12 protein-coding genes and 3 pseudogenes are annotated in these 21,675 nt (G+C 72.1%); 10 read left to right on the top strand and 5 right to left on the bottom strand.

From position 1 onward, the window contains the following. Nucleotides 1-833, top strand: a pseudogene (locus tag ABEA82_RS27405) (transposase); the annotation flags it as partial. A 702-nt stretch (nt 834-1,535) separates the two neighbouring features. Here the strand turns inward: ABEA82_RS27405 and ABEA82_RS27400 are convergent. Together ABEA82_RS27400 and ABEA82_RS38735 are read right to left on the bottom strand one after the other, a co-directional pair. Further along, nucleotides 1,536-4,271 carry a SpoIIE family protein phosphatase gene (locus ABEA82_RS27400; protein ID WP_345664343.1) on the bottom strand — a complete coding sequence of 912 codons (2,736 nt, stop codon included), beginning with the start codon at nt 4,269-4,271 and terminating at the stop codon, nt 1,536-1,538. A 290-nt stretch (nt 4,272-4,561) separates the two neighbouring features. Continuing rightward, nucleotides 4,562-4,694 (bottom strand): annotated as a pseudogene (locus tag ABEA82_RS38735) (serine/threonine-protein phosphatase); the annotation flags it as partial. 506 nt (nt 4,695-5,200) lie between these two features. Between ABEA82_RS38735 and panD the strand changes: the two are divergent. Together panD and ABEA82_RS27390 are read left to right on the top strand one after the other, a co-directional pair. Then, nucleotides 5,201-5,620 carry an aspartate 1-decarboxylase gene (gene panD / locus ABEA82_RS27395; protein ID WP_345664342.1) on the top strand — a complete coding sequence of 140 codons (420 nt, stop codon included), beginning with the start codon at nt 5,201-5,203 and terminating at the stop codon, nt 5,618-5,620. 20 nt (nt 5,621-5,640) lie between these two features. Further along, a complete protein-coding gene (locus ABEA82_RS27390; protein ID WP_345664341.1) occupies nt 5,641-5,985 on the top strand; it encodes a GNAT family N-acetyltransferase in 345 nt (114 codons plus the stop codon). 718 nt (nt 5,986-6,703) lie between these two features. Here ABEA82_RS27390 and gndA read toward each other — a convergent pair. Next, nucleotides 6,704-8,143, bottom strand: coding sequence for an NADP-dependent phosphogluconate dehydrogenase (gene gndA / locus ABEA82_RS27385; RefSeq protein ID WP_345664340.1), 1,440 nt, complete (start codon nt 8,141-8,143; stop codon nt 6,704-6,706). A 350-nt stretch (nt 8,144-8,493) separates the two neighbouring features. Here gndA and ABEA82_RS27380 point away from each other — a divergent pair, with 350 nt between their 5' ends. Further along, nucleotides 8,494-9,723 carry a peptidoglycan DD-metalloendopeptidase family protein gene (locus tag ABEA82_RS27380; RefSeq protein ID WP_345664339.1) on the top strand — a complete coding sequence of 410 codons (1,230 nt, stop codon included), beginning with the start codon at nt 8,494-8,496 and terminating at the stop codon, nt 9,721-9,723. A gap of 1,020 nt (nt 9,724-10,743) precedes the next feature. On the opposite strand, the pseudogene ABEA82_RS27375 reads toward ABEA82_RS27380, so the two are convergent. Further along, a pseudogene (locus ABEA82_RS27375) lies at nt 10,744-11,572 on the bottom strand (DMT family transporter); the annotation flags it as partial. A 227-nt stretch (nt 11,573-11,799) separates the two neighbouring features. Between ABEA82_RS27375 and ABEA82_RS27370 the strand changes: the two are divergent. The 6 genes from ABEA82_RS27370 (at nt 11,800) to ABEA82_RS27345 (ending at nt 20,834) form a co-directional block, all read left to right on the top strand. Next, nucleotides 11,800-12,555, top strand: coding sequence for a (2Fe-2S)-binding protein (locus ABEA82_RS27370; protein ID WP_345664338.1), 756 nt, complete (start codon nt 11,800-11,802; stop codon nt 12,553-12,555). A 39-nt stretch (nt 12,556-12,594) separates the two neighbouring features. Continuing rightward, entirely contained in the window at nt 12,595-13,746 is a 1,152-nt protein-coding gene (gene glgA, locus ABEA82_RS27365; protein ID WP_345664337.1) for a glycogen synthase, read from the top strand. 51 nt (nt 13,747-13,797) lie between these two features. After that, a complete protein-coding gene (gene glgC / locus ABEA82_RS27360; protein WP_345664335.1) occupies nt 13,798-15,018 on the top strand; it encodes a glucose-1-phosphate adenylyltransferase in 1,221 nt (406 codons plus the stop codon). Between the two features lie 101 nt (nt 15,019-15,119). Beyond that, nucleotides 15,120-17,738, top strand: coding sequence for a PA14 domain-containing protein (locus ABEA82_RS27355; protein WP_345664334.1), 2,619 nt, complete (start codon nt 15,120-15,122; stop codon nt 17,736-17,738). Nucleotides 17,739-17,882: 144 nt separating this feature from the next. Further along, nucleotides 17,883-19,226 carry a wax ester/triacylglycerol synthase family O-acyltransferase gene (locus tag ABEA82_RS27350; RefSeq protein ID WP_345664332.1) on the top strand — a complete coding sequence of 448 codons (1,344 nt, stop codon included), beginning with the start codon at nt 17,883-17,885 and terminating at the stop codon, nt 19,224-19,226. A gap of 105 nt (nt 19,227-19,331) precedes the next feature. Then, the gene (locus tag ABEA82_RS27345; RefSeq protein ID WP_345664330.1) at nt 19,332-20,834 is read left to right on the top strand and encodes an SDR family NAD(P)-dependent oxidoreductase; all 1,503 of its coding nucleotides are present in this window, start codon (nt 19,332-19,334) and stop codon (nt 20,832-20,834) included. Between the two features lie 57 nt (nt 20,835-20,891). Here ABEA82_RS27345 and ABEA82_RS27340 read toward each other — a convergent pair whose 3' ends face one another. Then, a complete protein-coding gene (locus ABEA82_RS27340) occupies nt 20,892-21,674 on the bottom strand; it encodes an SDR family oxidoreductase (protein ID WP_345664329.1) in 783 nt (260 codons plus the stop codon). Nucleotide 21,675: the final 1 nt, after the last annotated feature.

Below are 21,675 nucleotides of genomic sequence, written 5' to 3'. Positions count from 1 at the left end.
CCATCCGCTGATGGGGTTCGTCGACCACGGCCGCGGCGGGTCCGGTGAGCCGGTGGTGGGCCTGCTGCGGCCCGGCAACGCGGGCTCCAACACCGCCGCCGACCACATCGAGGCCACCAGGCTGGCCCTGGCCCAGCTGCCGAAGCGGCTCCGGCGGGGGCGGAAGACGCTGATCCGCACCGACTCCGGGGGCGGCACCCACGAGTTCGTCGCCTGGCTCACCAAGCGTGGGCGGTGGCTGTCGTACTCGGTCGGGATGACCATCACCGATGCCATCCACCGAGCCGTCCTGAAGGTCCCGGCCTCGGCCTGGACACCGGCCGTGGAACCCGACGGCGAGATCCGCGACGGTGCCTGGGTCGCCGAACTCGCCGGCGACTGCCTGACCGGCTGGCCGAAGGGGCTGCGGCTGATCGTGCGCAAGGAACGGCAGCACCCCGGCGCCCAGTTGCGCTTCACCGACGCTGACGGCATGCGGCTGCCCTGCTTTGCCACCAACACGGCCGGCGAGGCAAACGCCGCCCTCGAACTACGCCATCGCCAGCGGGCCCGCGCCGAGGACCGCATCCGCGCCGCCCGCGCCACCGGCCTGCGCAACCTCCCCCTCCATGACGCCGCGCAGAACCAGGTCTGGCTGGAGATCGTCCAGATCGCCCTGGACCTGCTGGCCTGGATGCCTCTGCTCGCCCTGACCGGCGCCGCCCGGCTCTGGGAGCCCCGCCGCCTGCACCACTGGCCGCCGCCGCTACCTCCGCCTGGCCCAGCACTGGCCCTGGACCGACGTGATCACCGATGCCCTGGACCGGCTCCACGCCCTCCCGAACCCTGGCTGACCAGGACCTCCCCGTCCCTGCGAGCAGCACCAGCCCACCGAAGCCGTGGCACCCGGCGTACACCGACGCGACATAAAACCCCCCACCGACACCCACCACAAAGGGTCCGTCACCAAACTGACGGACCCTCATGAATGATCGAGGCTAGCCGGTTTGCGCGTGGGCCTGGCCGCTGCTGTCTCGCCGGGGGATGGGGCCGCTTGGTCTGGCACAACTCACCTATGCCGTCCCCGAGCAGGATCTGACCATCTCGTTGCATCGCAGCCCGACCAGCCCTTGCAGTGGCTTCGTCGTCACCGACGTGCATGTCCCGGCCCACTGCGCCCTCACGGAGTGACCGGCTGACGGGGCCCCGGGCGGACGCAAGCAATCAGCGCGCCTACAGGCGTACGACCACCAGGCCGACGTCTCTCGGCCGCCGTCCGCTGCGCCGACCCGGAAGAGCAGGGCTTCGGCGAGGTCGCGGGGGAGGGGGGCTGCGTCGCGGGCGAGGGCGAGGGCGTGGGTGAGACGGTGACCGGCGCCGATGTCCTCGCCGCGGAGTTCGACGAGCGCGCCGAGGGCTGGGATAAGAAGCGAGTCCCGACAGCCGCCGAGCGAGCCGGGCGACGCCGGTCCCAGAGTCAAGCCACGTCGAACGGGCCAAAGGGGTTCGTTACGCCGGACATGCCGCTGTCCATGGCGCTCGGGGTCGACGTCGGCTCACAAACCGGGATCATCGAACTGGTCGAGGTCGAACTGGTCGAGAAGGAAGTCGACCGGTGCGAGGCCCGAGGCGGTGGATTCGCCGTCGTGAAGAAGCTGCTCCGTCCAGATGACCTTGCCGCGGGTCGTGTACCGCGTTCCCCATCGCTGCGCGAACTGCGCCACCAGAAAGAGCCCCCGCCCGCCTTCGTCGGTGGTCGCCGCCCGCCGCAGGCGCGGCGAGGTACCGCTGGCGTCCGAGACCTCGCAGATCAGACAGCGTCCGTGCAACAACCGCACGCCGACCGGCGGCGAGCCGTACCGGATCGCGTTCGTGACCAACTCGCTGACGATCAGCTCCGTGGCGAATCCGATCTCCTCCAGCCCCCACTCCCGCAACGTCTCCCTGCAGCGCGCCCGCACCGAGGGAACCAACGCCGGATCGGGCGGCACGTCCCACTCGGCCACGCGCGAGGGCGGGAACATCCGGGTACGTGCCGTCAGCAGCGCGATGTCGTCGGAGGGGCGTGACGGCTTCAGCGCGTCGATCACCGCCTGACACACCTCCTCCGGAGTGCGTTTCCCGGACCCGCCCAAAGCCCGGCGCAGCCTCTCCATCCCGACGTCGAAGTCGTGGGCGCGGTTCTCCACCAGGCCGTCGGTGTACAGCACCAGTTGTGAACCCTCCGGCAGGGACACCTCGGTGCTCTCGAAGGGGTAGCCGCCCAGACCGAGGGGCGCCGAGACCGGCACACCAAGGGAGGTGACCGTCCCGTCCGGGCCCACCACCACCGGTTCCGGGTGTCCCGCACGGGCCGTCGTGCAGGTCCCCGCCACCGGGTCGTAGACCGCGTACAGACAGGTCGCTCCGGTCACCGCCTCCCCTTCGTGGCCATCCACGGCATCACCGTCGTTCTCCTCGTTGTCCATGCGCACGACCAGGTCGTCCAGGTTCCCGAGCACCTCGTCCACGGGCAGGTCCAGGGTGGAGAAGTTGTGCACAGCGGTGCGCAGCCGACCCATCGTCGCCGCCGCGTGCAGCCCGTGACCGACGACGTCACCCATCACCAGGGCCACGCGCGCGCCTGGAAGCGGGATGACGTCGAACCAGTCCCCGCCCACCCCCGCCTCCGAGGGCAGATACCGCCAGGCCACCTCCAGCGCGTCCTGCTCCGGCTGTCCACGCGGCAGCAGACTGCGCTGCAGCGCCACCGCCATCGCGTGCTCCCGGGTGAACCTCCGGGCGTTGTCGATGGCTACCGCCGCCCGTACGGCCAGTTCCTCCGCGAAGGTGACATCCTCCGGCTCGAACGCGGGGGAATCCGCCGTCCGGTAGAAGTTCGCCACGCCCAGCGGTACGTTCCGCGCCCGCAGCGGCACGGCCACCAACGACCGCAGCCCGCCCTCCAGGGCCTTCCGGGCGCGCTCCGGGTCCTGTTCCCGCCAGCCGTGTGCCCGGCGCAGGTCCGTCTCCAGCATCCCCCGCCCCTCCTGCAGCGTCCGCATCTGCGGGGTGCGGGGCGAGAACGCGATCACTTCGTCCAGCGGATACACCGGCATCATCCGCTGTTCGCCGCCGATCGCCGCCCGGCGCAGATGCCGCCAGCCCTCCGCCGTCGGCTCCCACCCCCGCAGCACCGCGTCGAGCAGATCCACCGTCACGAGGTCGGCGAACTGCGGCGCCGCCACGTCGGCCAGCTCCTGGGCCGTACGCCTCACATCCAGCGTCGTCCCGATCCTCACCCCGGCCTCGTACAGCAGCTTCAGCCGCTCCCGCACGACCTCGGCCCGACCCGAGATCTCCGCCAGCTCCGTGGTGTCCCGGAGGGTCACCACGCTGCCTCCCCGGTCGCCCTGCGGGTACGTCGGCCGTTTGTTCACCGCCAGCAGTCGGTCCCCCGCGCGAAGCACCTCGTCGGTGACCTCCTCCGGCGACGACAGCAGGCTCGTGACCGGCTCCGGCAGTCCCAGCTCCCGCACCGAGCGCCCCCGCACGTCAGCCGGCAGTCCGAGAAGCCGCGTCGCCTCGTCGTTCGCCAACAGCAGCCGTCCGTCGGAGTCGGTGATCAGCACCCCTTCCCGCACCGCGTGCAGGACCGCGTCGTGGTGCTCGTACATCTGTGCCAGCTCCACCGGAGCCAGGCCAAAGGTCTGCCGCCGCAGCCGCCGGGACACCAGCGTCGTTCCCGTCATGGCCAGCGCCAGCGCGACCGCGCCGCTGGCCAAGATGATCGGCAGCTGCGGCAGCCACCGCCCCGCCACGTTCTTGACCGTGATTCCGGCGGAGACCAGGCCGACCACCTTGCCGCGCGAGTCGGTCACCGGGACCACCGCCTGCACGCCCGTCCCCCGGCCCGCGGGCAGAGGCGGCCCACCGGCCTGCTCGACGACGGTACGGCCCTTCAGTGCCGGTGCGATCTCGCCGACGAACTTCTTCCCGATCTCCCGCGGATAGGGGTAGGTGTAACGAATCCCCTTCGTGCTCATGACGACGACGAAATCCATGCCTGTGCGCTTGCGCGCCGCCTCGGCCCGCGGCTGGAGCACCGCTGAGGGGTCCCGGCTCTGCAGTGCCGCGGCCATGCCAGGGGCACTGGCGAACGACTGGGCCGCGATGACCGACTCCCGTCGCCCCTGCTGCAGAGCGTCATTCGCCGTCTGGACCACCATGCCCACCACCGCGGCCACCACCAGCAGGACCACGATGACGACCTGGAGGAGGAACACCTGACCGGCCGCACTGCGCAGGTTCATGCGGGAAGCGCGACCTTTGCGCGAGCGGCCGACGGGCGGATGACGTTCCGGGCTCAGAGGGCGTCCGGAGAATGCCTCCATACACCCTTGATAACACCATTGTGGGCAAGCCGACGCTGATCGAATCCGTCGCGCGGCTGCCGCGTCGCAGCAGCAGAGGGCGTCGGTGCGGGAAGGAACGAGCTGAGCGGGAGCAGGGCGTCGAGAGCGGATACCCGTCGGCGCCGCACCGCTGGCGCGGTCGCCTGCTCACCGGGAGCAGACGCAGCCGTAACACCGCTTCCAGCCACCTACGCGGAGCACTCTGGAGTCCCGGGGCGCCTACAGCGGACGGCGACGCCCCGCGATGTCGTCATCGAGCCTTCCGCCGCTGTGATGGAGTAGGTCTCGGTGAAGCCGGTCCAGCAGCTCACGGGGCGTCGCGGGGCCGAGCTGCCGCATCCGCATCTGGTCGCCGGATCCGCCCCATCGGGGCGGGCTGAGCGGCCATCACCTCCAAGAGCCGACAAACCTCGTAGGCGGGGTAGGCGTTCGGAGCTGTGTCACCGAGGCTGATGGAACTGCGGAAGTCCCCCTCTCCGGCCCAGCGACCCGTCGGCGGGAAGGGAAGTACCACACGGCACTGGCCTGGGCGTCTTCCGCTACGTCGTCGAGCGCATGATCGCCTGGCTCCGCGGCTGTTCTGGAACCCTCGACTTACCTGATGACTCATCAGGTAAGTCAGCATCCAATCAGCATCGGGCCCGGACAGTCATCCGCATATGTAAGTGCTCGGCGGCTTCGCGGCGGTTTGTTCGCGCAGGTGAGCAGCCTGCTGCCATCGCGCACGATGTTTTGAAACCTCTTCGAGGCGAAGGCATGCCGATGTACACTACGGGGCGCCCCTGACCTGCAGATGCTAGCGGGGAGCCGTCCTTCAGGAGTCCAAAGTGCTGCGCACCATGTTCAAGTCCAAGATCCACCGCGCCACCGTCACCCAGGCCGACCTGCACTACGTGGGATCCGTGACCATCGACGCCGACCTGCTCGACGCCGCCGACCTGCTGCCCGGCGAGCTCGTGCACATCGTGGACATCACCAACGGTGCCCGGCTGGAGACGTACGTCATCGAGGGCGAGCGCGGGTCCGGCGTGATCGGGATCAACGGGGCCGCCGCCCATCTCGTCCACCCCGGCGATCTGGTGATCATCATCAGCTACGCCCAGGTGACGGACGCCGAGGCGCGGGCACTCGTCCCCCGGGTCGTGCACGTGGATCACGACAACCGGATCGTGGACCTGGGCACCGACCCGTCCGAGCCGGTACCGGGCTCGGACCAGCAGCGCAGCCCGCAGGCCGTCCGGGCCTGACCGACACGAGGAGCGTGGGTATGAGTGAGCCGGAGATCCGCGACGACCGGGCGGCGGGCCGCCTGGAGGCGGTGGCCGACGGTGAAGTCGTCGGCCGTATCGAGTACTTCGTCCTCGACAGCCCCGAGCGCGCGCTCGTACCCGTCCACACGATCGTCGAGCCGGCCCACGAGGGCAAGGGCATCGCCGGCTCCCTGGCCCGCGAGCTCTACGGCATCGCCGGGCGCGAGGACAGCGCGGTCGTTCCGTTGTGCCCGTACGTCGCCAAGTGGGCGGAGCGCCACCCCGAGGAGGCTCCACCCGCGGGCCAGGACCTGTTGACCGCGGCGAAGGAGTGGCTGGCGGCGCATCCGGACCGTTTCTGATCGACCGCCGATCACCGACTGCCGACCGCCGACCGTCGGCCGCCCGACCTGGCCCTGCGCCGGGGTGGGGCGTTCGTCCACGGCCGGAGTACCGCCGCCGTCGCGTCCGGCACCGGCATCCCCGATGACGCGGTCCGACGATCAGTATCAGTACAGGCGGGGCGCGTGCCCTCCAACCGCCCTTGTGGCGCACGCCCCTGAGCGCCGCCCCGACGCGCCTCCACCCCCTGCCGGTGCACGCACCTCCCGCCCCGGCAGCACCACGCACCGACCCCGCTACCCCACCTGGTCCCCTCGCCGTCCCGCGCCGGAGTGACTGGGGACGCGGGCGCAGGGTAGGCGGGGGAGTAGTCCAGAGCCGGAGACGAGCCACTGGCTGGAGGACCTCATGACGAACCCGTATCCCGACCCCGTGTCGCCGGCACCGACACCGGGCCCGGATCCCCAGCACCCCGAGCCACCGCACCCCGATCCGGTGCCGAACCCGCAGCCCCCGCCGGGCCCCGAGCCGACGCCGCCTCCGCCGTCGCCCACACCACCGCCGGGCCCTGACCCCGTGCCGGGCCCCGACCCGTCCCCGATCCCCCCGGGACCGGAACCCGTACCGAACCCCGAGCCAGGGCCGCCGCTGTCCTGAACCACGGCAAGGAGACGGGGCCGGTGGACTGCCCTCCCGGGCAGTCCACCGGCCCCGTTCCGGTTTCTCAGCGCGGAGCGCCTACGCGGAGACCTCCGACCGGTCCTGACCCCACAGCGTGTGGAACGACCCGTCCCGGTCGACCCGCCGGTAGGTGTGCGCACCGAAGTAGTCCCGCTGCCCCTGTGTCAGGGCCGCCGGCAGCCGCTCGGCGCGCAGGGCGTCGTAGTAGGCGAGGGCCGCGGAGAAGCCCGGCGTCGGCACGCCCTGCCGCGTCGCGGCGACCAGCACCTCGCGCCAGTCGTCCTGCGCGTCCGCGATCTCCTGCGCGAACGTCGCGTCCGACAGCAGGCTCGGCAGGTCCGGCCGGGTGTCGTACGCGGACCGGATCCGGTCCAGGAACGCCGCGCGGATGATGCAGCCGCCCCGCCACAGCGCGGACACCGCACCCAGGTCGATGTCCCAGCCGTACTCGCCGCGCGCCGCGTCGATCTCGTGGAAGCCCTGCGTGTACGACACGATCTTCGAGGCGTACAGCGCCTGCTCCACCCGGTCGGCGAAGGCCCGGGCCTCCGCCTCGCCCAGCGGCTTCGCCTGCGGCCCGGCCAGCCCGCGGGAGGCGTCCCGGAGCGCCGCGTGACCGGAGAGGGAACGGGCGAAGACGGCCTCCGCGATGCCGGACACCGGAACGCCCAGGTCGAGGGCGATCTGGACCGTCCAGCGGCCGGTGCCCTTCTGCTCGGCCTGGTCCACCACCACGTCGACGAACGGCTTGCCCGTCTCCGCGTCCACGTGCGACAGCACCTCGGCCGTGATCTCGATCAGGTAGGAGTCGAGACGGCCCTGGTTCCAGGTGCGGAAGATCTCCGCGATCTGGGCGGGGGAGTAGCCGGCGACGTCCCGCAGCAGCTGGTACGCCTCGCCGATGAGCTGCATGTCGGCGTACTCGATGCCGTTGTGCACCATCTTCACGAAGTGGCCGGCACCGTCCGGACCCACGTGGGACACGCACGGCGAGCCGTCGGCCGCCTTCGCCGAGATCTTCTCCAGCATCGGGCCCAGCGAGTCGTACGACTCCTTCGGGCCGCCCGGCATGATGCTCGGGCCGTTGAGCGCGCCCTCCTCACCGCCGGAGACGCCCATGCCGACGAAGTGGATGCCCTGCTCGCGCAGGTCGCGCTCCCGGCGCCGGGTGTCGGCGAAGTGGGCGTTGCCACCGTCGATGATCATGTCGCCGGGCTCCAGCAGCGGGGCGAACTCCTGGATCACCGCGTCCGTCGGCTCACCGGCCTTCACCATCACGACCAGACGCCGCGGCCGCTCCAGCGCGGCCACGAACTCCTTGGCCGTCTCACACGCGACGAAGTCCCCCTCGCCGCCGAACTCCTCGACCAGCGTCCGCGTGCGCGCGGGCGTCCTGTTGTGCACCGCCACCGTGTAGCCGTTGCGGGCGAAGTTGCGCGCGAGGTTGCGGCCCATGACCGCGAGACCCGTGACGCCGATCTGCGCTGTACTGCTCATTCGGTTGGCTCCTAAATACCTCGGTATCGGTGCTGCCGCGTGGGGCCCTACCAGCATGCCCCGCCGACCATCCTGACGTGCCGCTATCTCGACCGCACGCGCGGGTCGCACGACGTCGCGCAGGCACATACGCACAAGAGCCCCCGTCGCACTCAGCCGATGTATGCGTCCCCGCGCACGCCGCACCCGCGCACGGCGTGGCGTACACGGTGCAGAGCCGTGGCGCACGTCGCGCAACAGGGGCCTCATACCAGCCATTTGGGCAACCGGGCGGCCGATAGCCGCCTTGTCCTGGCCGATTGGCAACGCTTACTTTTGCCCCTCCTGACGCATGTCTAGGGGGGCTCTCGATGGCCGTACGCGGCCGGCATCGCCGGTACCAGCCGAACAGGATCAACCGCGCCTCGCTCACCGTCACGGCGGGCGGCGCGGGCATGGCGCTTCCCCTCATGGGCGCCGGAACCGCCCAGGCGGCGGACGTCGGCACCTGGAACAAGGTCGCCGCCTGCGAGTCCAGCAACAACTGGGACATCAACTCCGGCAACGGGTTCTACGGCGGACTGCAGTTCACCCAGTCCACCTGGGAGGCCTACGGCGGCCGGGCCTACGCGGCTCGTGCGGATCTGGCCGGCAAGGACCAGCAGATCGCGGTGGCCGAGAAGGTGCTCGACGGGCAGGGCCCGGGCGCCTGGCCGGTGTGCTCGGTCCGGGCGGGACTGACCCGGGGCGGGGCCGAGCCGGAGATCCGGCCGGCGGCGGAGCGGACCGGGAAGCACGCGAAGAAGAAGGCGAAGACGTCCATCGAGGACGTGCGGCCGCAGTCCACACCGCAGGCCCGGGCGGGCAGCGCCGAGATGTACACCGTGGTCCGCGGCGACACCCTCTCCGGTATCGCTCAGGAGCGCGAGGTGCGCGGCGGTTGGCGAGGCCTGTACGCCGCGAACCGCTCGGCCATAGGAGCCGACCCCGACCTGATCGTGCCGGGGCAGCGGCTCGCCCTGCGCGGCGAGGGCGCCACCAAGACGCGTCCCGCGCCCGAGCGGGTTCCGTCGGCCAAGCCGTCGCCCCAGAAGCCGTCGTCGAAGAAGCCGTCCACGCCCCGCACCGAGGAACGCGCGAAGGAACGGTCGAGGGGCGAGAGCAAGGAGCGCGCCGCACGGTCCACGACCACCCGGCAGGGTGTGGTCGCCCCCGTCAGCGCGTCCCTGGGGACGCCCTACCGCAAGGCGGGCTCCGCCTGGTCGAAGGGCTACCACACGGGCGTCGACTTCCCCGTGCCGACCGGCACGTCCGTCAGGTCGGTCGCGGCGGGCAGCGTCGTCAGTGCCGGGTGGGGCGGTTCGTTCGGCTACCAGGTGGTGGTCCGGCACGGTGACGGCCGCTACAGCCAGTACGCCCACCTGTCGGCGATCTCCGTGCGGGACGGTCAGACGGTGAGCGCCGGTCAGCGCATCGGCCGGTCCGGTTCCACCGGCAACAGCTCGGGCCCGCATCTGCACTTCGAGGTGCGGACGGGGCCCGGTTTCGGCACGGACGTCGACCCGATCGCTTACCTGAGGGCCGCCGGGGTCAGGATCTGACGCGCCTGCGGTGCCGGTCGACGGTGGGCAGGGCGACGTACGGGATGCCGAAGAAGGGCACGTAGGAGAGCACGCGTTCGTCGGAGTCCGCCGACGCTTCCCCGCTCTCGTACGTGACGTCCGGGCCGGCCCTGAGTCCATCGGCAGCCAGGGGCCGAGGCACGGACACCGGTTCCTCGCCGTCCCGTCCCGCCCCGGTTCCTCCGGCCCGCGCGCCACCGGCCCCGCCCAACGCCTTGGACAGCGAACCGACGGCGATGGGCGGCGCGCCCACGGTCTCGGGGAGCGTGCCCCTGGTGTCGGAGGGTGTGCCGGTGCCGGTGCTCCCGGGCAGCGTGTCCGTGGTCTCGGCGAGCGTGCCGACGGCGATGGGCGGCGCGCCCACGGTCTCGGGTAGTGCGACCCCGGTTTCGGGTTGTGCGCGCGTGGTTTCGGCGAGCGTGCCGACCGCGACAGGCAGCCCGGCGGTGCGGGGTGCCGCTGCGCCCGCCGGTGCCGCCCCGGCGGTACGACTGCCCACAGCGGCACGCGGGTTCTCCGGCGCGATCGCGCCCCTGCGCCCGGGCATTGCGCCCTCGCTCCCGGGCATCGCACCCCCGGTGTCGGGCATCGCACCCCCGACCCCCGGCAGCGCGCCCACGCTCTCAGACAGCGCACCCGCCCCGGGCGAGGCGCCCACGGGACCCGCCGAGGCGCCCAAGCCCTCCAGCGACGCCGAGGCGCCCAAGCCCTGCAGCGACGTGCCGACCACGGCCAAGAGGTCGTCGCGCGGCACGACCGACGGGTCGGACGGCCCGACGCCGCTTCCGGGCAGGCTGCCCACAACCCCGGCCAGGCTGCCCCCGGATCCGGACACGGCCCCCACCGGCTCCGGCAGGCGCTTCCCGCCCCCGGCCGTTCCCCTGGCCGGCCCCGGCAGGATGACCGGCGTCGTGAGATCCCGGTCCGCGAGCCCCGTGTCGGCCGGGACCAGACCCGTCCCGGCGACCTCCAGGCCCGTCCCCGCCCGCTCCGGCCGGTCCTGCGCGAGCCGCTCCGTCGTCAGCAGGATCAGGCCGCCCGCCGCCACCACGCCGCAGCTCAGGGCGAGCACGGTGCCCGTCGTGCCGTAGCGGAAGGTTTCACCGAACATCGTGATGCCGACGGCGGCCGCCACCACCGGGTTCACGACCGTCAGGGTGGCCAGTGGAGCCGCGAGGCCGGCGCCCCGGTAGGAGGCCTGCGACAGCAGCATGCCGGCCGTGGCGAGGACACCGATCACGGCGAGGGACGGCACGTCCGCCGGCGACACCCCGCCGGTCCAGTCGACCGCGACGGTCTTGGTGAACACCGAGGACATGCCGAACGCGACACCGGAGGCGGTCGCCAGCAGCATGCTGCGGACCGCCGGGTGCCGGTGCGCGGCCCGGGCGGCGATCGTCAGCGCGACGACGGCAGCGGCGGTGACGACCGCCACGGCCACCCGCTGCGCCGTGTCCAGCGACCGCGCGTCGGCCGCGGCGACCAGGGACAGCAGACCGGCGAGCCCCACCGTCGCCATGATCGCGCCCCGCCACGCCGTGGAACCCGCCTTGCGGCCGACGAACAGCGCCGCCATGGGCAGCGCCACCACGATGGTCAGCGCACCGAGCGGCTGCACCAGGCTGAGCGGGCCGTAGGCCAGCGCCACCACGTGCAGCAGTCCGCCGAGGCCGTTGAGCCCGACAGCCGCCCACCAGCCCGGCCGGCGCAGCGGCGCGTACTGCTCGCCCGGCGAGGACTCCGCCACCCGCTCCTGCACGATCGCCCCGCCCGCGTAGGCGACCGCGGAGACGAGGGACAGCAGAACGGACAACGCGAGGGCGCTCATCGGCTGCTCCTCTGCGGCAGGCGGGGCCTCTCGACCCGGCGCGGCGAACTGTCGGCTTTCATGACCAACACCCTGCCGTGTCCAGGTCTTCCCGTCGTCGTCCCTGAGCACTCATTGGGTCCTACTGCCGATGGAGTACGAGGGGAACCCCGTCATCCCCAGGGTGGGCGGCACCGGTCGGGGGCCACCGGGTCGCGTCCCTCAGGGGCCTTGGTACTACTGCTCTCGTGGACCTCGACCCCGACCTCGCCGCGCTCCGCCCGCTCGGCGGCTTCTTCGTGCTGCGCACGGAAGGAGCGGCGGCAGGGCCTCTTCCCACTCTCGCACAGGCCTACGCCGACGCGTCACCGGACGTATGCGGAAATCCCCTGATTTTCCGTGTGCGAAAGGTCGCGAACGCCCTGCGTGCCCCGGAGTTGCGCGTCGCCGCGTCCGTCGCCCACCAGGGGCTCGCGGCCCGCCTGTGGTCCGTGGCCCTCGGCTGCGCCGCGCTCTACGGCCACGTCCCCGACCTCGACGCCCGGCTGCTGCACTGGGACGCCGACTCCAGCGCCCCCGACGACCTGTGGCTCACCGACGTACGGGCGCTCCCCGGGGACGCTGCGACCCTCGTGGACGTCGTCCTGCACGGCCACCTCGAACCCCTGTCGGCGGCCCTGCGCGCCCACCACCGCCTCGCCCCGGGCCTGCTGTGGGGCAACGCCGCCTCCGCCCTGGCGGGTGCCGCCCGCGAGCTCGACCGCTGGGCCCGGCGGCACGGCCGTACGGACACCGCGGCCCGGGCCCGTGACCTGGCCGCGGAACTCCTCGCCCACCCCCTGCTCGCCGGCACCGGAACGCTGACCGGCCCCGGAACCCTCACCGGCCCCTCCTTCCGGCGCCGCAGCTGCTGTCTCTACTACCGGGTGCCCGGCGGGGGCGTCTGCGGCGACTGTTGCTTCACACGGCCGCCTCGCTCTTCCCCACACGCCCCATCTGGGTGACCATGAAAGGGAACAGCCGCTGAGAGCAGGGAGTTGCGGGTGCGAGTGGGACTGCTGACCCGGGAGTACCCGCCGGACGTGTACGGCGGTGCCGGCGTCCACGTGGAGTTCCTCGCCCGGGAGCTGAGACCCCTGGTCGACCTCGACGTGCACTGCTGGGGCGAGGGCCGCGTCGACGGCGTGCGGCGCCACCGGCCCTGGTCGGCGCTGGACGGCGCCAACGACGCGCTGCGCACCTTCTCCGTCGACCTCGCCATGGCGGCCGCCCTGGAAGGCCGCGAGCTGGTCCACTCCCACACCTGGTACGCCAACCTCGGCGGCCACCTCGCCAAGCTGCTGTACGGCATACCGCACGTGGTGACCGCCCACTCCCTGGAGCCCCTGCGCCCCTGGAAGGCCGAGCAGCTCGGCGGTGGCTACGAGCTGTCGAGCTGGGCGGAGCGCACCGCGATCGAGGCCGCCGACGCGGTGGTCGCCGTGTCGGCCGCCATGCGCGAAGACATCCTCGGCTGTTATCCCGGGCTGGATCCGGAGCGGGTCCACGTGGTGCACAACGGCATCGACACGGGCCTGTACCGACCCGACCACGGCACGGACGCCCTGGACCGGATCGGCCTCGACCGCTCCCGCCCGTACGTGTTGTTCGTCGGGCGGATCACCCGCCAGAAGGGCGTGCCCCACCTGCTGCGCGCGGTGCGGGACATCGACCCGGCCGCACAGGTCGTGCTGTGCGCGGGCGCACCGGACACGCCGGAGATCGACCAGGAGTTCCGCGAGCTGTTCGGGGAGCTGAGCCGGGTTCGCGACGGCGTGTTCTGGATCCCGAAGATGCTGCCGCGCCCGGAGGTGATCCAGCTCCTCACGAACGCCGCCCTGTTCGTCTGCCCGTCGGTCTACGAGCCCCTCGGCATCGTGAACCTGGAGGCGATGGCGTGCGGGACGCCCGTGGTGGCCTCGGCGGTCGGCGGCATCCCCGAGGTCGTGGACGACGGCAGGACGGGCCTGCTGGTCCCGGCCGACGACGGCTTCGAGGCGGGTCTCGCCCGGGCCATGGACACCGTCCTGGGCGATCCGGAGACCGCCGGGCGGATGGGCGCGGCCGGGCGGGAGCGCGCGGTCGGCGAGTTCGGCTGGGACGCGGTGGCCCGCCGCACGGTCCGGCTCTACGAGGAGATCGTGAAACAGGCTTAGCGCGTCCTGCTCAGGGGCAGGCATCGGGAAATCGGCGTGAGGGGAGCGGCCATGCGGCGTGGTGGTCCTTCGGTCCTGGGAATCGTGCTGGCCGGTGGCGAGGGCAAACGCCTGATGCCGCTGACCGCGGACCGCGCCAAACCCGCGGTCACCTTCGGTGGTACGTACCGCCTGGTCGACTTCGTTTTGTCCAACCTTGTCAACGGCGACATCCTGCGCATCTGCGTCCTGACGCAGTACAAGTCGCACTCGCTGGACCGGCACATCACGACCACCTGGCGGATGTCCAACCTGCTGGGCAACTACGTGACGCCCGTGCCCGCCCAGCAGCGCCTCGGCCCCCGCTGGTACCTCGGCAGCGCCGACGCGATCCTTCAGTCGCTGAACCTCGTCTACGACGAGCAGCCCGAGTACGTCGCCGTCTTCGGCGCCGACCACGTCTACCGCATGGACCCGCGCCAGATGCTCGCCCAGCACATCGAGAGCGGCGCGGGCGTGACGGTGGCCGGGATCCGGGTGCCGCGCACCGAGTCCTCGGCCTTCGGGGTGATCACGCCGGGCTCCGACGGCCAGACGGTGGAGCGCTTCCTGGAGAAGCCGGCCGACCCGCCGGGGCTCGCGGACGACCCCAGCTGCGTCTTCGCCTCGATGGGCAACTACATCTTCACCACCAAGGCCCTCATCGAGGCGCTCAAGCGGGACGCGGAGGACGAGTCCTCCGTGCACGACATGGGCGGCTCGATCCTGCCCCAGCTCACCGACCGGGGCGAGGCCGCGCTGTACGACTTCAGCGCCAACCACGTGCCCGGCGAGACCACTCGCGACCAGGGCTACTGGCGGGACGTCGGAACGCTCGACGCCTACTACGAGGCCCACATGGACCTGATCGCCGAGCGCCCCGCGTTCAATCTGTTCAACCGCAGCTGGCCGATCTACACGCACTCGTACCAGCTCTCGCCGGCCCGCTTCAACGCCGGCGGCATCGCCAGCGAGTCCATCATCAGCGCGGGCTGCCTCGTCCGCGGGCAGGTCACGCGGTCGGTGCTGTCGCCGGGTGTCGTGGTCGACCCGGGAGCCGTGGTGCAGGGCTCGGTGCTGCACGACAACGTGCACATCGGCCGGGGCGCCGTGGTGCGCGGCGCCGTCCTCGACAAGAACGTCGAGGTGCCGCCCGGCGCGACGATCGGCGTCAACCCGGAGCGGGACGCCGAGCTGTACACGGTGTCCAAGGGCGGGGTCATCGCCTTGGGGAAGGGCCAACTGGTCACCTGACGGGACGCGGCCCGGGAGACTTTGTCCTGCCACTGGACGAAGAGCGGAATCCGTGTTGTCATGCCACCTCCTGTACATGACAACGTTGTTACGGAGGTTCCGTGCGTACCGGACGCCTCAGAAACCGGACCGCGTTACTGCTCGCCGCGCTCCTCGCCCTCACCGGCCTGACCGCGGCACCCGCCCTGGCGGACGACCCCGAGGAGATCCACGGCCTCAAGGGTGAGTACTACACCCAGTCCGCCCCCGGCGCCTTCGACTTCCACACCCTCAAGGCGACGACCTTCGACCAGGACCTCGACTTCGACAACCTGGAGCCGCGCCTGAACTTCACCACCGGCCGGTCGGACGACGTCAGCGTCCGCTGGACCGGGAAGCTCGTCCCGGAGAAGACCGGCGCCCACACCTTCTCGATCATCGGCGACAACGGCTTCCGCCTCTGGATCGACGGCAAGCTCGCCATCGACCACTGGGTGGACGACTGGGACCGCGAACAGACCGCCCAGCCCGTCGAACTGACCGCCGGCCAGGCCTACGACATCAAGGTCGAGTACTTCGAGCACTACGGCGGCTCCAACCTCCACCTGCGCTGGACCCGGCCCGGCGGCGCCAAGGAGCCCGTCCCGCAGTCGGCGTTCCGCCTCCCCGACGGCTTCGACTACGACGGGGCCCTCGCGGCCACCGTCCAGTCCACCGGCCGCACCCTGAAGCTCGACTTCGCCCAGCCCCTCGCCACACCCCCGTCCGGTTTCACCGACCACCTCAAGGCGGTGATCGGCGGCGCCGAGTGGCCCCTGGGCGCGGCCCGGCCGGACCCCTCCGACCCCACGTCCCTCCTGGTCGCCCTCGACGAACCCGTCGTCGGCAACAAGACCGGCACGGCCCGCGGTACGGCCGACATCCGCTACGACGGCCGAGGGGGCCTCTCCGATACCGACGGCAACGTTGTCAAGGAGTTCCTGAGCAGCGGCTCCAACCACTCGACGTACCGGCTGCGCACCCGCTGGGCCGACGAGGTCACACCCGGCAACGCCCACCCGGAGTACCCGCGCCCGCAGCTGACCCGGGACGCCTGGCAGAACCTCAACGGCCGCTGGCAGTTCGCCGCCGCGGAGCCGGGCGAGCAGCCGCCCGTCGGGAAGACCCTGAGGGAGCGCATCCTCGTCCCGTACCCGGTGGAGTCCCAGCTCTCCGGCATCGAACGGCACGAGGACCGCATGTGGTACCGCCGCACCTTCACGGTCCCCGCCGACTGGCACATCGGCTCCGGCAAGCGGCTCAGGCTCAACTTCGGTGCCGTCGACTGGCGCTCCGAGGTGTACGTCAACGGCACGAAGGTCACCGAGCACGAGGGCGGCTACGACAAGTTCAGTGCCGACATCACCGACGCGCTGAAGCCCGGCCGCACCCAGGAGCTGATCGTCGGCGTGTACGACCCGACCGACGCGGCCTCCGGCGAGAACCCGCCGCTCGGCAAGCAGCGCCTGGACCCGAGCGGCATCTGGTACACCCCGTCCTCCGGCATCTGGCAGACCGTCTGGATGGAGCCGGTGGCCCGTGACCACGTGGACGCGCTCAAGCTCACGCCCGACGTGGCCGGCGAGAAGCTCACCGTGGAGGCGAAGGGCGTCCGGGACGGCGTACCGGTCACGGCGACGGCGTACGACGGCCGGCGCGCGGTGGCCACCGCGAGCGGCCGCACCGGCCGTCCCCTGACCCTGACCGTCCACGACCCGCGCCTGTGGTCCCCCGACCACCCGTTCCTCTACGACCTGAAGGTGCGGGTCGGCTCGGACCGCGTCGGCAGCTACTTCGGGATGCGCTCCATCGCCGTCGAGAAGATCAACGGCGTCCCGCGCACGGTCCTCAACGGTGAGCCCGTCTTCATGATGGCCACCCTCGACCAGGGGTTCTGGCCCGACGGCCTGCACACCGCGCCCACCGACGAGGCCCTCGCCCACGACCTGTTGGTGCACAAGCGGCTCGGCTTCAACTCCGTCCGCAAGCACATCAAGGTCGAGCCGGACCGGTGGTTCTACTGGGCCGACCGGCTGGGTCTGCTGGTGTGGCAGGACATGCCGGCGATGACGGCCGGGGTGAACCCCGGCACCGCCTCCCGTGCCCGCTACGAGCGCGAGATGAAGGAGATGATCGACGAGCACGTCAGCAGCCCGTCGGTGATCATGTGGGTCACCTTCAACGAGGGCTGGGGTCAGTACGACGTCGGCCGGGTGGCCGAACAGGCCAAGGCCTGGGACCCCACCCGGCTGGTCAACGGCCAGTCCGGGCTCAACCTCGGCGCCGACGGCGGCACCGGCGACATCATGGACGAGCACGGCTACCCCAGCCCGGCCCTGCCGCCCCGCCCCGACGGCGAGCGTGCCCTGGTCAGCGGCGAGTACGGCGGCCTGGGCCTGGCGGTGCCCGGCCATGCCTGGTCGGTGCAGCAGTCGTACGTCGACGTCGACCCGGCCACCTACACGGAGGACTACCTGACGAAGCTGGACGAGGTCCGGGCGCTGGCCTGCAAGGGCGGCAACGGCGCCGTGTACACCCAGATCGCGGACGTCGAGGGCGAGCTGAACGGCTTCCTCACCTACGACCGGGCGGTGCTGAAACCCGACACGGCCCGGCTGAAGTCCGCCCACGAGGCGTTGATCCGTGACGCCTCCCGGGTGACTCCCACGGGGTGCCCGGCGCCGCAACCTGTGTTGGACTGACCACACATGCACCATAAGTCCCGCCCCTCTTCCAGGGGCGGGACTTAATCTGCTGTTAACTGTATGTAGCGTGATCGTACTTGACCGTAATCGGCGTAGGGCGATTGACTGCTGGCCCACCCGTCGTCGACGCGAGGCAAGCCCTTGACTGCTGACCTGCTCGCTCCTCTCGACCTGGCGTTCTGGAACATCGAGTCCGCGGAACACCCGATGCACCTCGGCGCGCTCGGGATCTTCACCGCCAACTCGCCGGCCGCCGGCGCCCACGCGGCGGACCTGCTCGCGGCCCGTGCCGCCGGCGTGTCCGGCCTGCGGATGCGCATCCGTGACGTGTGGCCGCCGCTCGCCGCCGCCCTGCGCCGGCCGCTCGCCTTCGGCGGCGCGGCCCGCGAGCCCGACCCGGACTTCGACCCCCTGAACCACGTGCGGCTGCACGCCCCGACCGCCGACTTCCACCGGGTGGCGGGCCGGCTCATGGAGCGCCCGCTGGAGCGCGGACGGCCTCCGTGGGAGGCCCATGTGGTGCCGGGCGAGGACGGCGTCTCCTACGCGGTGCTGTTCAAGTTCCACCACGCCCTGGCCGACGGGCTGCGGGCGCTGACCCTCGCCGCCGGCGTCCTGGACCCCATGGACCTGCCGGCCCCCCGGCCCCGTCCCGCCGAGCCCGCCCGCCCGCTGCTGCCGGACGTGCGCGAGCTGCCGGGCCTGGTGCGCGGTGCCCTCTCCGACGTGGGACGGGCCCTGGACATCGGCGCCGCCGTCGCCCGCTCCTCCCTGGACGCGCGCTCCGTCCCCGCGCTCACCTGCGAGCCGAGCGGCACCCGCCGCACCGCCGGGGTGCTCCTCGACCTCGACGACGTGCACCGCGTCCGCAAGAGCGTCGGCGGCACCGTCAACGACGTCCTGATCGCGGTCGTCGCGGGCGCCCTGCGCCGCTGGCTCGACGAGCGTGGCGACGGCAGCGAGGAGGTCGCGCCCCGCGCCCTGATCCCCGTCTCCAAGCGCCGCCCGCGCACCGCCTACCCGCAGGGCAACCGGCTCTCCGGCTACCTGATACGGCTTCCGGTGGACGACCCGGACCCGCTGGCCCGTCTCGCCGCGGTCCGCACCGCCATGGACCGCAACAAGGACGCCGGCCCCAACCGGGGCGCGGGCGCCGTCGCGCTGCTCGCCGACCACGTCCCGGCGCTCGGCCACCGGCTCGGCGGGCCCCTGGTCGGCCAGGCGGCCCGGCTCTGGTTCGACATCCTGGTCACCAGCGTGCCCCTGCCCAGCCTCGGCCTCAGGCTCGGCGGCAACCCGCTCACCGCCGTCTTCCCCTTCGCCCCGCTCGCCCCGGGCCACTCCCTGGCCGTGGCGGTCTCGACGTACCGGGGGAGCGTCCACTACGGCCTCGTGGCCGACGGCCGGGCCGTGCCGGACCTCGACCGGCTCGCCGCCGCCTTCACGGAGGAGGTGCGGACGCTGAGCGCGGCCTGCCGGCCCTGAATCGAGCGGGTTTGGCGGTGCGGCCCGGCGCTGAAGTAAAATCCGCCGTTCGAAAGCGGGCGCGACCGGCGCGCCGCGACGGCAGAGCAGGGAACTACAGCGGCGATGACGGTGACACAGGACGGCCCGCAGGCCATGGACGAGGCGAGCGGGCTCTCGTACGGACCCGGCATCGACCCGGAGCGTCTGGCCGTCTGCCTCAGCGTGCTCGAGGAACTCGACAAGCTGGAGGTCGACCACCCGGACGCCATCGCCGTGCGCCGGGCCACCGCGGGCATCTACCGCACGGTCAAGCAGCGCCGCCGCCAGGAGCGCCGGGCCGCCAAGACCGCCCACGACAAGGCGGTCACGGAGGCCACGGCGACGGGGTCGGCCCAGCGCATCGACGACGAGACCGAGGGCCTGTTGCCGTCGTCGAACACCGAGGAGGGCAGGATCGCGGGGATACTCCAGCGCCCGCGCTCCTGCTACACCTGCAAGACCCGGTACGTGGAAGTCGACTACTTCTACCACCAGCTCTGTCCGGACTGCGCCCGCCTGAACCGCGAGAAGCGCGACGTCCGCGCCGACCTCACCGGCAAGCGCGCCCTGCTCACCGGCGGCCGCGCCAAGATCGGCATGTACATCGCGCTGCGGCTGCTGCGCGACGGCGCGCACACCACGATCACCACCCGGTTCCCCAAGGACGCCATCCGCCGCTTCAAGGCCATGGACGACTCGGCGGACTGGCTGCACCGCCTGGAGGTCGTCGGTATCGACCTGCGCGACCCGGCCCAGGCGGTGGCGCTCGCCGAGCAGGTCGCCGAGGCGGGCCCGCTCGACATCCTCGTCAACAACGCGACCCAGACCGTACGCCGGCTGCCGTCCGCCTACGCCGCCCTGGTCGAGGGCGAGAGCGCCCCGCTGCCCGCGGGTGAGCTGCCCGCCCACCACGTCATCGGCGCCTTCAACTCCGGCGCGGTCGACGGCCTGGCCGCCCTGCCCCTCGGGACCAGCGGGCTCGACGCCCAGAAGGTCGCCGACCTGGCCCTGGTCGCGGGCAACGCCAGCGTCGAGCGGCACCTCGCCGGCACGGCCATCGACGCGGGCGGGCTGGTCCCCGACGTCGTCGACTCCAACACCTGGGTGCAGACGATCGACCAGATCTCCCCGGTGGAGCTGCTGGAGACGCAGCTCTGCAACTACACGTCGCCGTTCATCCTGATCAGCGCCTTGCGCCCGGCCATGGCCGCGGCCGCGAAGAAGGCGGAGAGCGGGCGCGCGTACGTCGTGAACGTCTCGGCGATGGAGGGCGTCTTCGGGCGCGGTTACAAGGGTGCGGGGCACCCCAACACGAACGCCGCGAAGGCCGCGATGAACATGGTGACGCGCACCAGTGCGCAGGAGATGTTCCAGACCGACGGGATCCTGATGACCTCGGTCGACACGGGGTGGATCACGGACGAGCGGCCTCACTACGACAAGCTGCGGCTTGCCGAGGCGGGGTTTCATGCGCCGCTCGATCTTGTGGACGGGGCGGCGCGTGTATACGACCCGATCGTCCGGGGTGAGGCGGGGGAGGATCTGTACGGGGTGTTCCTGAAGGATTACGCGCCCGGGAAGTGGTAGGGCCTCGGGTGCGGGGTTGAGTGTGGTTGCTCGCGCCCACGCGGCGGAGCCGCACATCTACACAGCCCCGCGCCCCTTGAGGGGCGGGACGCGTGCTGCTCTTGCTCGGGTGCCGCCGTCGACCAGCAGGTCGGCTCCCGTCACCCACTCCGCCGCGTCCGAGGCGAGCCACAGCACCGCTCGGGCGACGTCCTCCGGTTCGCCGATCCTGCCGAGCGGCAGGCCGGACGCCACCTCGTCCTCACCGGGCTCCCACACGAACCGGGCCATCTCGGTACGTACCAGGCCGGGGGAGACGGAGTTCACCCGGACCCGGGGGCCCAGCTCGCCCGCGAGCTGCTGGGTCAGGTGGAGCAGCGCCGCCTTGCTCGTGCCGTAGGCGCCCACGTTCGGGCCGACATGCGCGGCGCCCTCCGTGCACACGTTGATCACCGCGCCGCCGTGCTCCGCCATCCAGGCCCGCCAGGCGCACTGCGCGAACCTGAGCGGGGCCTCGACGTTGATCACGAAGGCCGTGCGCCAGTCGCCGGGGTCGGCCTCCATCAGCGGCCCGTACGGCTGGTTCGTCGCCGCGTTGCTGACCAGGACGTCGAGGCGGCCGAACTCGCGCAGGGCCAGGTCGGTCACGCGGCGGGGATGGCCGGGGTCGGCGACGTCGCCCGCGAGGCCGACGCCGCCCAGCTCCGCGGCGGTGCGCCGCACCTCGTCGGCGTCCCGCGCGGTGACGCACACCAGTGCCCCTGCCGACGCGAGGGCCTCCGCGACCGCGCGTCCGATGCCGCGTGTGGCGCCCGTGACCACGGCGGCTCTGCCCTGGAGTCCGTACGGTGCCGGCGTCATC

The organism is Streptomyces venetus (assembly GCF_039540295.1).
Lineage (GTDB): Bacteria > Actinomycetota > Actinomycetes > Streptomycetales > Streptomycetaceae > Streptomyces > Streptomyces venetus.
Note: the sequence above shows the minus strand (reverse complement) of the source record. Positions and strands in the feature narration are given on the sequence as shown.

Excerpts from the sequence above, each read along its gene's own strand:
- ABEA82_RS27400 (WP_345664343.1), bottom strand. The coding sequence starts at position 4,271 with ATGAACCTGCGCAGTGCGGCCGGTCAGGTGTTCCTCCTCCAGGTCGTC.
- ABEA82_RS27390 (WP_345664341.1), top strand. The coding sequence starts at position 5,641 with ATGAGTGAGCCGGAGATCCGCGACGACCGGGCGGCGGGCCGCCTGGAG.
- gndA (WP_345664340.1), bottom strand. The coding sequence starts at position 8,143 with ATGAGCAGTACAGCGCAGATCGGCGTCACGGGTCTCGCGGTCATGGGC.
- ABEA82_RS27380 (WP_345664339.1), top strand. The coding sequence starts at position 8,494 with ATGGCCGTACGCGGCCGGCATCGCCGGTACCAGCCGAACAGGATCAAC.
- glgC (WP_345664335.1), top strand. The coding sequence starts at position 13,798 with ATGCGGCGTGGTGGTCCTTCGGTCCTGGGAATCGTGCTGGCCGGTGGC.
- ABEA82_RS27345 (WP_345664330.1), top strand. The coding sequence starts at position 19,332 with ATGACGGTGACACAGGACGGCCCGCAGGCCATGGACGAGGCGAGCGGG.
- ABEA82_RS27340 (WP_345664329.1), bottom strand. The coding sequence starts at position 21,674 with ATGACGCCGGCACCGTACGGACTCCAGGGCAGAGCCGCCGTGGTCACG.